Annotated in this window: 11 protein-coding genes and 3 tRNA genes; 6 read left to right on the forward strand and 8 right to left on the reverse strand. The window is 35.4% G+C overall.

From position 1 onward, the window contains the following. The first annotated feature begins 2 nt into the window (after positions 1-2). The 4 genes from C8C87_RS01840 (at position 3) to bglX (ending at position 7,011) form a co-directional block, all read left to right on the forward strand. Positions 3-1,466: a glycoside hydrolase family 30 beta sandwich domain-containing protein gene (locus C8C87_RS01840; protein ID WP_233549988.1), complete on the forward strand. Its 1,464-nt coding sequence runs from the start codon at positions 3-5 to the stop codon at positions 1,464-1,466. 20 nt (positions 1,467-1,486) lie between these two features. Continuing rightward, entirely contained in the window at positions 1,487-2,944 is a 1,458-nt protein-coding gene (locus C8C87_RS01845) for a glycoside hydrolase family 30 beta sandwich domain-containing protein (RefSeq protein WP_121340916.1), read from the forward strand. Positions 2,945-2,976: 32 nt separating this feature from the next. Continuing rightward, complete coding sequence (locus tag C8C87_RS01850) at positions 2,977-4,716, forward strand: cellulase family glycosylhydrolase (RefSeq protein WP_121340917.1); 1,740 nt, start codon at positions 2,977-2,979, stop codon at positions 4,714-4,716. A gap of 69 nt (positions 4,717-4,785) precedes the next feature. Then, positions 4,786-7,011, forward strand: a complete 2,226-nt coding sequence (bglX, locus tag C8C87_RS01855) for a beta-glucosidase BglX (RefSeq protein WP_121340918.1) — start codon at positions 4,786-4,788, stop codon at positions 7,009-7,011. A 218-nt stretch (positions 7,012-7,229) separates the two neighbouring features. On the opposite strand, the gene C8C87_RS01860 is transcribed toward bglX, so the two are convergent. Further along, positions 7,230-9,560 carry a glycoside hydrolase family 3 C-terminal domain-containing protein gene (locus tag C8C87_RS01860; RefSeq protein WP_199716364.1) on the reverse strand — a complete coding sequence of 777 codons (2,331 nt, stop codon included), beginning with the start codon at positions 9,558-9,560 and terminating at the stop codon, positions 7,230-7,232. Between the two features lie 325 nt (positions 9,561-9,885). On the opposite strand from C8C87_RS01860, the gene C8C87_RS01865 reads away from it, so the two are divergent. Then, a complete protein-coding gene (locus C8C87_RS01865) occupies positions 9,886-10,641 on the forward strand; it encodes an NUDIX domain-containing protein (RefSeq protein WP_121340919.1) in 756 nt (251 codons plus the stop codon). Positions 10,642-10,822: 181 nt separating this feature from the next. Here the strand turns inward: C8C87_RS01865 and C8C87_RS01870 are convergent. The 7 genes from C8C87_RS01870 to C8C87_RS01905 all read right to left on the reverse strand — a co-directional run bounded on the left by C8C87_RS01870 (position 10,823) and on the right by C8C87_RS01905 (position 13,304). Beyond that, a tRNA-Arg gene (locus C8C87_RS01870) sits at positions 10,823-10,894 on the reverse strand. Then, a complete protein-coding gene (locus C8C87_RS01875; RefSeq protein WP_099713525.1) occupies positions 10,889-11,140 on the reverse strand; it encodes a GIY-YIG nuclease family protein in 252 nt (83 codons plus the stop codon). Before C8C87_RS01875 ends, C8C87_RS01870 begins: the two co-directional genes overlap by 6 nt. A gap of 49 nt (positions 11,141-11,189) precedes the next feature. Beyond that, positions 11,190-11,261, reverse strand: a tRNA-Arg gene (locus tag C8C87_RS01880). Beyond that, positions 11,256-11,507, reverse strand: coding sequence for a GIY-YIG nuclease family protein (locus C8C87_RS01885; RefSeq protein WP_099713525.1), 252 nt, complete (start codon positions 11,505-11,507; stop codon positions 11,256-11,258). The genes C8C87_RS01880 and C8C87_RS01885 overlap by 6 nt, the downstream gene beginning before the upstream one ends. A 115-nt stretch (positions 11,508-11,622) precedes the next feature. Next, positions 11,623-11,874 carry a GIY-YIG nuclease family protein gene (locus tag C8C87_RS01895; protein WP_121340920.1) on the reverse strand — a complete coding sequence of 84 codons (252 nt, stop codon included), beginning with the start codon at positions 11,872-11,874 and terminating at the stop codon, positions 11,623-11,625. 49 nt (positions 11,875-11,923) lie between these two features. Next, a tRNA-Val gene (locus tag C8C87_RS01900) sits at positions 11,924-11,998 on the reverse strand. An 85-nt stretch (positions 11,999-12,083) separates the two neighbouring features. Beyond that, the gene (locus C8C87_RS01905) at positions 12,084-13,304 is read right to left on the reverse strand and encodes a folylpolyglutamate synthase/dihydrofolate synthase family protein (RefSeq protein ID WP_121340921.1); all 1,221 of its coding nucleotides are present in this window, start codon (positions 13,302-13,304) and stop codon (positions 12,084-12,086) included. A 129-nt stretch (positions 13,305-13,433) separates the two neighbouring features. Between C8C87_RS01905 and C8C87_RS01910 the strand changes: the two genes are divergently transcribed. Continuing rightward, positions 13,434-14,129: a MotA/TolQ/ExbB proton channel family protein gene (locus tag C8C87_RS01910; RefSeq protein ID WP_099713491.1), complete on the forward strand. Its 696-nt coding sequence runs from the start codon at positions 13,434-13,436 to the stop codon at positions 14,127-14,129. The last annotated feature ends 1 nt before the right edge of the window (position 14,130 follow it).

The following is a 14,130-nucleotide window of genomic DNA, read 5'->3' on the forward strand; positions in this document are numbered from 1 at the left end:
ATATGAACACTATAAAAAATACTATGAAATTTTTAGCTGTATTAACCCTTACGTTGCTTATGTCAAAGTGTTCTCCGTCTGGAGATACTGTTGATCCGGCTCCAGCACCTACGCCAACTCCGCCAGTGGCAGTCACAAATGAAATGGATTTTTGGTTGACAAAAGGCAATCAAAGTGCGGTGCTTCAAAAACAAACATCAGTTTTAGCATTTGGCACAGCCTATAATACCTATGCTAATATTGAGGTTGACGATTCTAAAGTGTTTCAAACAATCGATGGTTTTGGATATACCTTAACTGGAGGAAGCGCTCAGGTTATTAATCAATTAAATACCCAAAAGAGACAAGAATTATTAAAAGAATTATTTGGAACCAATGACAATTCTATTGCAATAAGCTATTTAAGAATTAGCATTGGTGCATCCGATTTGAATGCCGCGCCATTTACGTATGATGATTTACCAAGCGGACAAACGGATATGAATCTGGACAATTTTAGTTTGGCACCAGATAAAACGGATTTGATTCCAATGCTGAAAGAAATTGTGGCAATCAATCCAAATATTAAAATAATGGCAACTCCGTGGTCGCCTCCAGTTTGGATGAAAGACAACAATGGTTTTGTTGGCGGAAGCTTGAAGCCGGAATATTATGCGGTTTATGCAAAATATTTTGTAAAATACATTCAAACAATGAAAGCCGAAGGAATTGCTATTGATGCTGTTACGCCTCAAAACGAACCCTTGCATCCGGGTAATAATCCAAGTATGTTGATGATTGCATTGCATCAGGCTGATTTTATAAAAAATCATTTAGGTCCTGCTTTCAAAACTGCAAACTTATCGACTAAAATTGTGGCATACGACCATAATTGCAACAAACCGGAATATCCTATTGCAGTGCTGAATGATCCAGGAGCAAATCCTTATGTTGATGGTTCTGCATTTCATTTGTACGAAGGAGATATAAGTGCTTTGTCTACAGTTCACAGTGCTTTTCCAAATAAAAACATCTATTTCACTGAGCAATACACGTCTTCTACAGGAAGTTTTGAAGGGGATTTGAAATGGCATGTGAAAAATGTAATTATCGGCTCGATGCGTAATTGGAGTAAAACAGCATTAGAATGGAACTTAGCAAATAATGCTTCTTTTGGACCAAATACTCCGGGCGGTTGTACCACTTGTAAAGGCGCCTTGACGATTAACAGCAGTGATAGTTTTACAAGAAATGTAGGATATTATATCATTGCCCATGCTTCTAAATTTGTTCCTGCCGGTTCAGTGAGAATTTCGAGTAACTTTAGTGGAAATTTAAACAATGTGGCTTTTAAAACGCCTAGTGGGAAAAAAGTTTTAATTGTTGAAAATGATGGAAACACTTTCGAAATTTTCAATATCAAATACAATGGAAACTGGGTAAAAACTTCCCTCGAAGCAGGTTCGGTAGGAACATATATCTGGTAAATAAAATAGATAATAATATCATGAAAAGAATAACGACAGCAGTACTTTTGGCAACATCTTTTTTTGCTTTTTCTCAGCAAAAAAGCCAAGCTAAACTCAAATCTTTTTCTACAAAAGACAAAACGATTACCGTTTATACTACAGCAGAAAATACAAAGTTGCGATTAACACAAACCGATAAATTGAGTTTTAGCAGTTCCAAACAACCTTTAGAAACAGAGATTTCTGTTTTTGTGGAATCAACTAAAACATTCCAAAACTTCATGGGAATCGGTGGAGCAATCACGGATGCCAGTGCAGAGGTTTTTGCAAAATTGAGCAAAGAGAAACAGCAAGAACTTTTGAATGCCTACTATGATAAAGAAAAAGGTATTGGGTATTCGTTATTGAGAACCACCATTCATAGTTCTGATTTTTCGAGCGGAAGCTATACGTATATCAAAGATGGAGACAAGGATTTAAAAACGTTCAATATTGATCACGACAGACAATATCGCATTCCAATGCTTAAAGAAGCCATAAAAACGGCTGGTGGAAAATTATTGCTTTATGTTTCGCCATGGAGTCCTCCCGCTTTTATGAAAAGCAATGGCAACATGCTAAAAGGAGGAACGTTACTTCCGGAATACTATCAATCTTGGGCAAATTATTACACAAAATTTATAAAAGCGTATGAGAAAGAGGGAATGCCAATTTGGGGATTGACCGTTCAAAACGAACCTATGGCAACCCAAACTTGGGAATCATGTGTGTATTCTGCAGAAGCCGAAAGAGATTTCTTGAAGAATTTCCTTGGGCCAACAATGAAAAAAGAAGGTTTAGGAAGTAAAAAAATTGTGGTTTGGGATCACAACCGTGATTTGATGAACCAGAGAGCCAATGTTATTTTTTCTGATCCGGAAGCTTCAAAATATGCTTGGGGAATGGGATTTCATTGGTACGAAACTTGGGCAGGAGGAGAGCCAATGTTTGATAATGTTCGAAAAGTACACGAAGCCTATCCATCTAAAAATTTAATGTTTACCGAAGGTTGCGTCGAAAAATTTGATGCTAAGAAATACCAATTTTGGGCAAACGGAGAACGATATGGAACTTCTATGATTAATGATTTTAATAATGGAACTGTCGGTTGGACGGATTGGAATATTCTTTTGGACCAAAATGGTGGACCAAATCACGTAGGGAATTTTTGTTTTGCACCCATTCATGCAGATACTAATTCAGGAGAATTAATTTACACACCTTCGTATTATTACATCGGACATTTTTCAAAATTCATTCGGCCAGATGCTAAAAGAGTCAGTACAGCAGTAAGCCGAAGCAGTTTGATAAGTACTTCATTCCTAAATAAAGATGGAAAAATGGTTACTGTAGTAATGAATCATAGCGATAAAAGTGTTACGTATAATTTAATTATTGCTACTGAGAAAACGGTTGTTGTAATTCCTGCTCATGGGATTCAAACATTAGTGTATTAAATTTTAAACGGTCTTATTCTAAAACCTACTTTATGAAGAAAATAGTTTTAATGGTCTTTATTTCTTTTTCAATTGCCTCGTTTGGACAGGGATTTTTGCATAGAAATGGACAAGAAATTGTCGATGGAAACGGGAAAAATATTGTGTTGCGCGGTTTGGGATTGGGCGGATGGATGGTTCAGGAAGGATATATGCTTCAAACCGGTTCATTTGCTGGTCCTCAACATATAATTAAGCAAAAAATAACGGATTTAATTGGTGCCAAAAACACCAAAGAATTTTATGATGCCTATAAAGCAAATGGAATAACAAAGAGAGATATTGATTCATTGGCGGCTTGGGGTTTCAACTCTGTTCGTTTGCCAATGCATTACAATTTATACACCTTGCCTCTTGAACAAGAAGCGGTTTCTGGTCAGAATACTTGGCTGGAGGAAGGTTTCAAAATGACCGATGATTTATTAAACTGGTGTGCTGCCAATAAAATATATCTGATTTTGGATTTGCATGCAGCTCCGGGTGGACAAGGAAAAGACGCTAATATCTCTGATTATGATTCTGCAAAACCATCACTTTGGGAAAGTACGGCCAATCAGGATAAAATGGTCGCGCTTTGGGAAAAATTAGCAGAGCGTTACAAAGACAATCCTTGGATAGGAGCTTATGATATTATCAATGAACCCAATTGGAATTTTACGGGAACAAATCAAAATGGTTGCGATGAAACATCGAATGCGCCTTTAAGAGCTTTGCAGGTTAGAGTCACAAATGCCATTCGAGCCATCGATAAAAATCATTTGATTTTCATTGAAGGGAATTGCTGGGGGAATAATTACAACGGAATGTTTCCGCTTTGGGATGAAAATATGGCGTTGAGTTTTCATAAATATTGGAATCAAAATGACACAGCTTCGATACAAAAAATGTTGGATTACAGAACCCAATACAATGTGCCAATTTGGTTGGGAGAAAGTGGAGAAAATTCTAATGTTTGGTTCAAGGAAGCTATTTCTTTAGTGGAGGCAAATAATATTGGTTGGGCTTTTTGGCCAATGAAAAAAATTGAAAATTTAGCTGGAGTTACTTCGGTTACAAAAACTCCGGAATACGATCAATTGTTGAAATATTGGAATAATGAAAGAGCTAAGCCTACTGTAGATTTCGCCAAAAAAGGAGTAATGGATATCGCTGAAAACTTCAAAATGAAAAATCTGACCATCAGATATGATGTGATTGATGCCATGTTCAGACAAGTTCAAACAACCGATACTAAGAAATACAAAAAACATTCTTTGCCAGGGAAAGTATTCGCAACTGAATATGATTTAGGACAAAACGGATATGCTTATTTGGATAAAGATGTCGCTAATTATGACGGGACAAAGTTTACTAAATGGAACAAAGGCGGAATGATGCGAAATGATGGCGTTGATATTGAGTCTTGCAATGATACAATGACAAACGGATTTCAGGTTGCCTTTATTGAAGATGGTGAATGGTTGCAATACACGGTTGAGGTGAAAGCTAAAACTACTTTTGATGTTGCTATTCGTTATGCGAGTGAGGCTTCAGGTGGAAAACTTTATTTAGAAGATGAAAATGGAAAAATCTCTGAAACAATAACAATTCCATCTTCAGGCGGAAAAGACAATTGGAAAACGGTGATTTTAAAAAATGTACTTTTAAAACAAGGGACGAATAAAGTCAAAGTACATTTCGAAAAAGGAAATTTCAATTTGAACTTTTTGGAATTTAAAAAGGCAAAAAAATAAAAGCATACAAGACTATAAACTCGTTTCATACTATTCTAAATAGCTAGTGAAACAACAAAGAAATTTGAAATGAAAAAAATAGGAACTACAATTCTTTTATTGGTTTGTTTTATCGGGTTTTCCCAACAAAAAACAATTGACCAAAAAGTGAATGCTTTGCTAAAGCAAATGACACTCGAAGAGAAAATTGGACAACTTAATCAATATACGGGAAACAATCAAGCGACTGGACCTATAACCATAAATCCAAATAAGGAAACCGAAATTAAAAAAGGTTTAATTGGTTCGATGTTGAATGTTTTAGGAACTAAATATACGCGACAGTATCAAGAATTAGCGATGCAATCTCGATTAAAAATCCCATTGTTATTTGGCCAGGATGTGGTGCATGGATACAAAACTACTTTTCCACTTCCTTTAGCAGAAGCTGCAAGTTGGGATTTAGAAGCGATGGAACTTTCAGCAAGAATTGCTGCTGTAGAAGCATCGGCAAGTGGGATTCATTGGACATTTGCGCCCATGGTTGATATTTCTCGTGATCCGCGTTGGGGACGAGTGATGGAAGGTGCTGGAGAAGATACTTATTTAGGTTCGAGAATTGCTTACGCCAGAGTCAAAGGTTTTCAGGGTAATTTAGGTGATGTCAATTCGGTAATGGCTTGCGTGAAACATTTTGCTGCCTATGGAGCCGCTGTTGGTGGGAGAGATTACAACTCGGTTGATATGAGCGAAAGAATGCTTTGGGAAACGTATTTGCCTCCTTTTAAAGCAGCGCTTGATGCGGGTGCCGCAACATTTATGAATTCGTTTAATGACATTAACGGAATTCCGGCTACAGCAAATAAATACCTGCAAAGAGACATTCTTAAAGGAAAATGGAACTTTCAAGGTTTTGTAGTTTCTGATTGGGGTTCGATAGGAGAAATGGTCAATCACGGATTTTCAAAAGACAATAAAGAAGCTGCATTACAAGCAATAACTGCAGGAAGTGATATGGATATGGAAAGCAATGCGTATCGATACCATTTAGCGGAGTTGGTTAAAGAAAATAAAGTGCCAATTGCCTTGATTGATGATGCCGTAAAAAGAATTTTACGTAAGAAATTTGAATTAGGACTTTTTGATAATCCTTATAAATACTCGAATCCGGAAAGGGAACAAACTGCATTGAACAATCCGGAGCACAGAAAAGCAGCAAGGGATATTGCGGCAAAAAGTATCGTGTTGTTGAAGAATGAGAAAAATATTTTACCACTTTCCAAAGACACAAAAACAATCGCTTTTATTGGACCTTTAGTTAAAGAACACAAACAAAATATGGGTTTTTGGGCTGTAGAATTGCCAGAACTAGATTATGACAAACAAGTTGTTTCGCAATGGGAAGGTGTTCAAAATAAAGTAAGTAGTTCAACTAAATTGCTTTACGCCAAAGGGTGTGAAATTGAAGGGGATAACAAAGATGGTTTTGCGGAAGCAATTGCTGTTGCCAATCAAGCCGATGTTGTGATTTTGAGTATTGGTGAAAGAGCAGATATGAGTGGTGAAGCTAAAAGTCGCAGTAATATTCATTTGCCTGGAGTTCAGGAAGAACTGGTAAAAGCGATTCAAGCAACGGGAAAACCTGTCGTGGTTTTGATTAACGCGGGAAGACCGCTTGTTTTTAATTGGACTGCAGATAATGTCCCAGCAATTGCTTACACCTGGTGGTTAGGAAGCGAAGCAGGTAATGCTATTGCTGATGTTTTGTTTGGCGATTACAATCCTTCGGGGAAATTGCCAATGTCTTTTCCAAGGGAAGAAGGGCAAATTCCTATTTATTACAATCATTTTAATACAGGAAGACCAGCTCCAAATGAAACGGCTTTCAATTATGTTTCTGCATATACTGATTTAAAAAATAGCCCCAGATTTCCTTTTGGCTTTGGATTGAGTTATACCACTTTCGAATATTCAGATTTGAAATTATCCAAAAATAAAATTAAAAATACTGAAAAAATCGAGGTTTCATTAAACGTGAAAAATTCTGGAAAAGTAGCTGGTGAAGAAGTAGTTCAGTTGTATTTGAGAGACAAAGTAGGATCAGTTGTCAGACCAATAATTGAACTGAAAGATTTTCAAAAGATAAAACTGAATGCGGGTGAAACAAAAACCATCAAATTTATCATTGACAAAGAAAAGTTATCTTTTTACAATACTGCACTACAATGGATTGCTGAGCCGGGAGATTTTGATTTGATGATTGGTTCTTCTTCTTCAGATATTCGTTTGAAAACGACTTTTGAATTAATAAAATAAAAAAACTCAATCGACAGTATTCTTAGAAATACTGTCGATTGAGTTCTAAAATAAAAAAAAGTATTGACTCTACATCTATTGCCTAACGAACTTGTAGTTATGGTATTTAATTAGGGAAATAGACTTGATGAGAGGGAATTTAATTTAGATGTGCTCTATAGACGATATCCAATTAAATTCTTTTTCAATACTTTTTTAACAACAATTAATAACAATTTTTAATTTTGGTTGACAGCTTTCAAAATACCATCCAGATTTTCTTCTGTGAATTTTCCTCCTGATAATAAAAGAAATTTATTGATTGGCATATCAGCTAACATTGCTTCTAAAAATGAAGCTGCTTTTTTCTCATCTTCCGTTTCTGGTTTTTTATTGGCACCAGTGAAACTTTGAACCAGTTGTTCGTATATCGCTTGACTGTTTGGAGATTTTTTGAATTCCTTAAATAATGATTCACGTGTCAGCACTATTTTTGCAGCTTTTGTAGATTCAATAGTGATGGTTTGTTTTAAAGGCAAATCACGAGAGGAACTTCCAATAAGGATGTCAAATTTTCCTGATTTTATAGCCCAATCATGAGATTTTGAATTGAAATAAGCAAAGTCACGTGAAGTCAATTGAAATGTAACTGTTTTTTCTTCTCCGGCTAGCAATGCTACTTTTTCAAAGTGTTTCAGTTCGTTTTCGGGTCTTGCCACTTCGCTTTCTTGTTCATGAACATAGAGTTGAACTACTTCTTTACCTGCAATTTTACCTGTGTTTTTTACTTTTACTGATATGGTGATTGCATCAGAATCTTTAGCTACTGTAGTATTGGCTTTAATATCAGAATACGAAAAAGAGGTATAACTCAAACCATAACCGAAAGGAAAATTAGGTTCGATTTTCTTTTTGTCATAATAACGGTATCCAATAAAAATCCCTTCACCATAATTTGCATTTCCATCTTTTGAAGGGAAATCCATTGCAGTTGGAGTGTCTTCCAAGCGTGCAGGAAAGGTTTCAGATAATTTTCCGGAAGGGTTTACTTTTCCAGTTAATACGTCAGCAATTGCACCACCACCGGCTTGACCACCAAGATACGCTTCGACAATTGCAGCAACGTCGTTTTTCCATGGCATAGAAACCGCAGCGCCATTCATCAATACCACTACAATGTTTTTGTTAACTTTTGCTACTTCTGAAATCAATTTGTTGTGACCTGCAGGCAAGTCCATGTTGTTTCTGTCAAAACCTTCTGATTCATAACTGTCCGGTAAACCAGCAAAAACAATCACTAATTCTGAATTTTGTGCATTTTGAACTGCTTCAGCAATTTTAGCATCATCTGTTTCTCCGGCAGTATTATACCCTGTTGAAAAGGAAAATTGAGTTCCTTTTGCCATTTTTTGTAATTCATTCAGTGCATTTACAATTTGTGTAGGTCTCACTTGTGAGCTTCCTGCTCCTTGATAACGAGGATTTTTCGCAAAATCACCAACAATAGCTATCTTTTTTAAAGCTGATTTTAGTGGTAAAATCGCATTGTCGTTTTTCAATAAAACAATACATTCGCCACTTACTTGTCTGGCTAATTCATTGTGTTTTACTTTGTCCACAACGATTCCTTTTTTGTGGCTGTCTTTTGCTTTTAGAGTAATGGCAAGTAAATCAGTTACAATTTCATCCAATCTGGCTTCCGCCAAAGTTCCTTTTTTTACCGCTTCAACAATTTTTTTATCATTGAAACCTCCGCTTGCAGGCATTTCTAAATGCAATCCGGCACCAACTCCTAGAGCTCTTTCGTTTACTGCGCCCCAATCAGAAACTACAAAACCTTGTAAACCCCATTTTTCTTTTAGCATTTGATTCAATAAATAGGAGTTTTCAGATGCGTATGTTCCATTAAGTTTATTGTATGAACACATTACCGTCCAAGGTTGTGCTTCTTTTACTGCCATTTCAAAGGCTGGAAAATAGATTTCGTTCAAGGTACGTTCGTCAACATTAGAACTATTAGACATACGTTCAGCTTCCTGACTGTTTGCTGCAAAGTGCTTCATGGAAGTTCCCACACCTTGACTTTGAACTCCATTTATAAAACCGATAGCAATTTTTCCGGCTAGAACTGGATCTTCAGAAAAATATTCAAAGTTTCTTCCACCAAGAGGGGAACGCTTCATATTTACTCCTGGTCCTAATAATATTTGAACATCGTTAGCTTGAGATTCGATTCCTAAAGCTTCTCCCATTTTTTGTGCCAAAGCAGGATTCCATGAGGAAGCAAGTGCAGATGCAGTTGGGAAACACGTAGAAGGAACGCTGTTGGTAAAGTCAAAACCTTCCGCTTTACGTAAACCATGTGGCCCGTCAGTCATAAAAATAGAAGGAATTCCTAGTCTGGTTATGGCTTTTGTGGACCAAGCTGTTTCACCGGAACACAAAGAAGCTTTTTCTTCTAAGGTCATTTGAGAAACTAATTTTTTTGCTTTAGCGCGATAATCTACTGCTTGGGCATACGATTGTGACGACAATGTAAGTCCAATAAGTAGTAAAATGATTTTTTTCATAGTCTTTAATTTGGTTGTTTTTTGGTAACTATTTTAAACAATAATCTTATGTGTTATTTTGACGCAATGTACATCTTTTTTTGATTCACAATGCATTCACTATAAAATTTCACAATTTTTTTTGTAAATGATTTTTTTTTACTATTTTTTTGAGTAAATATGTTTTCTTGTTGAATGGATTTGTTTCTTTGCCGAAATATTTTTTTGGTTTAAATCAAAAAGCAAGAATAACGAGTTTTCAAAATTGGGCGCACTTTTATTTTCTTAAAAAAAATAAACTAAATTGCGTCTTTCAAAGGGTATATTAATTACTAGAATAAATCACATGTTAAAAACCATTTTAGATAACAAGGAAGAATATCAGCCGGGTTTATCAATAGATTGTGTGATTTTCGGATTTCATGACAATCAACTCAAAGTGTTATTGATAAAAACAAAGTACAGCGATAAATGGGCTTTGCCTGGCGGTTTTGTACCTGTAAATGAAGATATTGATGAGGCTGCTGTAACTGTGTTACATGGCAGAACAGGATTGAAAGGAATTTTTTTGAGGCAGTTTTCTACCTTCGGAGCAGCTAGAAGGTGTAGTGTTGATGTTAGTAATGCTGTTCTGGATTTTTACGGAATCCCTTTAGACGAAGGAAAATGGTATGCTAGTCGTTTTGTAACGGTTGGGTATTATGCCTTAGTCGATTTTTTACAAACGGTTCCGCAGCCTGAAGGCAAAAATGAAATTGTGGAGTGGATTGACCATAATGCGGTACCGGAATTGATTTTGGATCACAGACAAATTCTGGATACAGCATTGGAAACCCTTCGCATGGAATTGAATTTGATGCCGGTAGGATATAATTTACTTCCCGAAAAATTTACTATTCCGGAATTACAAAAATTATATGAAACCATATTGGGCCGAAAACTCGACCGTAGAAATTTTCTGCGAAAGATAATGGCAATCGGAATCTTGACAAAGTTGGACGAGAAGAAGAGTAATGTAGCGCACAAAGCTCCAAATTTATATAGTTTCGATAAAGAAAAATACGAAGAAGTCGTTAAGAACGGATTGACGCAGGGTTGGTAATCTTAAAAATAAACATAAAAAACTCCATTAGAAATAATGGAGTTTTTTTGTGTATCGCTATTTTTTTTGTTGAGGTTATCTAATCTTTTTGTATGACCTCCAACTTTTGAACTTGATCCTATTACAGGAGGGAAAATATTAGACATAAAAAAAACTCCATTATTTCTAATGGAGTTTCTTGTGGGCGATGAGGGGTTCGAACCCCCGACCACTTCCGATAGAATCGGAATGCTCTGAAGCAGCTAAACTAATCTTTTTTTGAAATTAGTTCCTGAATTTTAATCCTGCTTTTCCAAGATTTGATTTGTAATTCTCTTTGTTGAGCTAATTCTTTTGTTTCGTGTTTTTCGATATAAACAACTTTCCAATCATTTACGTTGCCGGTAAAACCTTTGCTTTTTTGATTGTGTCGAATAATACGTTCTTCTAAATTAGAAGTGAAACCAATATAATATCTATTTTTAATTCCGCTAAAAAGGATGTAGGTAATGTGTTCCATAAACTATTAGGCATAAAAAAAACTCCATTATTTCTAATGGAGTTTTTTGTGGGCGATGAGGGGTTCGAACCCCCGACCACTTCCGATAGAATCGGAATGCTCTGAACCAGCTGAACTAATCTTTTTTTGAAATTAGTTCCTGAATTTTAATCCTGCTTTTCCAAGATTTGATTTGTAATTCTCTTTGTTGAGCTAATTCTTTTGTTTCGTGTTTTTCGATATAAACAACTTTCCAATCATTTACGTTGCCGGTAAAACCTTTGCTTTTTTGATTGTGTCGAATAATACGTTCTTCTAAATTAGAAGTGAAACCAATATAATATCTATTTTTAATTCCGCTAAAAAGGATGTAGGTAATGTGTTCCATAAACTATTAGACATAAAAAAAACTCCATTATTTCTAATGGAGTTTTTTGTGGGCGATGAGGGGTTCGAACCCCCGACCACTTCCGATAGGATCGGAATGCTCTGAACCAGCTGAACTAATATTTTTTTGAAATTAGTTCCTGAATTTTAATTCTGCTTTTCCAAGATTTGATTTGTAATTCTCTTTGTTGAGCTAATTCTTTTGTTTCGTGTTTTTCGATATAAACAACTTTCCAATCATTTACGTTGCCGGTAAAACCTTTGCTTTTTTGATTGTGTCGAATAATACGTTCTTCTAAATTAGAAGTGAAACCAATATAATATCTATTTTTAATTCCGCTAAAAAGGATGTAGGTAATGTGTTCCATAAACTATTAGACATAAAAAAAACTCCATTATTTCTAATGGAGTTTTTTGTGGGCGATGAGGGGTTCGAACCCCCGACCCCCTCGGTGTAAACGAGGTGCTCTGAACCAGCTGAGCTAATCGCCCTAAACAATTTGGTTACTTTCGTTTCCGTTATTGCGTGTGCAAATATACGCCACTTTTCTAGATTTGCAAGTAAAAACCAAAAAAATTATAAAATTTCTGCTACTACAAAGGTGCTTCCACCAATGTATATAAAATCAGATTTCGCTGCGTTTTCAATTGCTCTTTTATAAGCTTCTGAAACAGAATTATATACTTCGCCTTTCAGTTCGAAAGTTGCTGCTTTTTGTTTTAAAATTAGAACATCCAGCCCGCGAGGAATATTAGGTTTACAGAAATAATAGATTGCTTTTTTAGGGAATAATGGTAAGATTTCATCTAAATCTTTGTCATTTACAACTCCCAAAACAATATGTAAAGTATCAAAATCTTCTTTTTGTATTTGATTCAATACAATTTCCAGTCCGTTTTTATTGTGTGCCGTGTCGCAAATAACTTTAGGAAACTGATTCAATTGTTGCCATCTTCCTTGAAGTCCGGTGTTTTTTACCACGTTCAACAAACCAGATTTTGTATTTTCGAGAGTGATTTTAAATTCGTTTTGACTATTTAAAATAGAAACGGTTTGCAATACCGTCTTTTTATTGTGTATTTGATAATCGCCAATTAAATCAGAAGGATAGGTTTCTGAAATTAAATCAGCAGCAAAATAAATTTCCGAATTGCATTCTTTGGCTTTAGCCAAAAAAACAGGTTTGGTTTCAGGAGTGTATTCTCCTATTATTACAGGAATGTTGGGTTTGATAATCCCCGCTTTTTCGAAAGCAACGGCTTCTAATGTATTTCCTAAAAATTGTGTGTGATCCAATCCTATATTGGTAATCACCGAAACTAATGGAGTGATGATATTGGTAGCATCTAATCTTCCGCCCATTCCCACTTCAACAACGGCGATGTCTACTTTTTCTTTGGTAAAATAATCGAAGGCTAATCCAACGGTCATTTCGAAAAAACTCATGTCATTGGATTCAAAAAAACTTTTGTGCTCATTGATGAAATCAGTGACAAATTCTTCAGATATATCCTTTCCGTTAATTTTTATGCGTTCCCGGAAATCCTTTAAATGTGGTGAAGTGTACAATCCAACTTTATAACCAGCCTCTTGAAGTATGGATGCCAACATGTGTGATGTCGAGCCTTTTCCGTTAGTTCCCGCAACATGAATGCACTTTAGTTTTTCTTGTGGATTATGAAGATGAGCTATGAGTAAATGTGTGTTGGTTAAATCTTTTTTATAGGCCGAAGCGCCCTGAAGTTGGTACATCGGGAGTTGATTAAACATCCAATTTATGGTTTCCTGATAGTTCATTTTTGTAATAAAATAGTAGTTGTTTAAAATATTTTTCGATTTTTTTAGTTTAATAGTACATCGAAAAGTATCTTTAGTGCAAAATTGAAATAATTTTTAGAATTAATGATTAAAATACAATAATATTATATGTTTAGTTTTATACAATTACAGGCCGACACCATTACCAACGCTGCTTCAAACGTAGTTATCGAAAAAATTGCTCCAAATACCGAAATATCCACTTTGGGATTCCTTTTAAAAGGTGGTGTGTGGCTTATCCCAATCGGGATTCTATTATTTTACACTTTCTATCTGATTATTGAACGCTATTTGTACATCAGTAAAGCATCAAAAATTGATGCGCTTTTGATGCGCGATGTTCGGGATAATCTAAATTCAGGAAATCTTGATTTGGCTAGATCCATTGCAGAAAGAAATAATACCGCTTCTGGTAATATTGTAAAAGAAGGTATTCTGGTTATTGGGAGACCTATTATTGAGATTGAATCCAATATGGATCGTGCTGCAGATATCGAAATAGGAGGAATGGAAAAGCATTTAGGTCATTTGGGACTTATTGCCGGTATTGCACCTACATTAGGATTTATTGGAACTATTTCTGGAGTTATTAAAATATTTTACAGTATTTCGGTAACTGAAAACATTAGTATTGGTAATATTTCTGGAGGATTGTACGAGAAAATGATCAGTAGTGGTGCTGGATTAATTGTAGGTATTATTGCGTATAGCGGATACCATTTATTAAACGGTAAGATTGATAATTTTGCTTTAAAAATTCAAAAACAAATATTAGAATTTGTAAATATTATTCAAAGATCATAAT

Source organism: Flavobacterium sp. 120, assembly GCF_003633605.1.
In the GTDB taxonomy this organism is placed as follows: Bacteria; Bacteroidota; Bacteroidia; order Flavobacteriales; family Flavobacteriaceae; genus Flavobacterium; species Flavobacterium algoritolerans.

What these genes read in the sequence shown, in the direction of transcription:
- C8C87_RS01840 (WP_233549988.1), top strand. Translation starts at nt 3, where the DNA reads ATGAACACTATAAAAAATACTATGAAATTTTTAGCTGTATTAACCCTT.
- C8C87_RS01845 (WP_121340916.1), top strand. Translation starts at nt 1,487, where the DNA reads ATGAAAAGAATAACGACAGCAGTACTTTTGGCAACATCTTTTTTTGCT.
- C8C87_RS01850 (WP_121340917.1), top strand. Translation starts at nt 2,977, where the DNA reads ATGAAGAAAATAGTTTTAATGGTCTTTATTTCTTTTTCAATTGCCTCG.
- bglX (WP_121340918.1), top strand. Translation starts at nt 4,786, where the DNA reads ATGAAAAAAATAGGAACTACAATTCTTTTATTGGTTTGTTTTATCGGG.
- C8C87_RS01860 (WP_199716364.1), bottom strand. Translation starts at nt 9,560, where the DNA reads ATGAAAAAAATCATTTTACTACTTATTGGACTTACATTGTCGTCACAA.
- C8C87_RS01865 (WP_121340919.1), top strand. Translation starts at nt 9,886, where the DNA reads ATGTTAAAAACCATTTTAGATAACAAGGAAGAATATCAGCCGGGTTTA.
- C8C87_RS01875 (WP_099713525.1), bottom strand. Translation starts at nt 11,140, where the DNA reads ATGGAACACATTACCTACATCCTTTTTAGCGGAATTAAAAATAGATAT.
- C8C87_RS01885 (WP_099713525.1), bottom strand. Translation starts at nt 11,507, where the DNA reads ATGGAACACATTACCTACATCCTTTTTAGCGGAATTAAAAATAGATAT.
- C8C87_RS01895 (WP_121340920.1), bottom strand. Translation starts at nt 11,874, where the DNA reads ATGGAACACATTACCTACATCCTTTTTAGCGGAATTAAAAATAGATAT.
- C8C87_RS01905 (WP_121340921.1), bottom strand. Translation starts at nt 13,304, where the DNA reads ATGAACTATCAGGAAACCATAAATTGGATGTTTAATCAACTCCCGATG.
- C8C87_RS01910 (WP_099713491.1), top strand. Translation starts at nt 13,434, where the DNA reads ATGTTTAGTTTTATACAATTACAGGCCGACACCATTACCAACGCTGCT.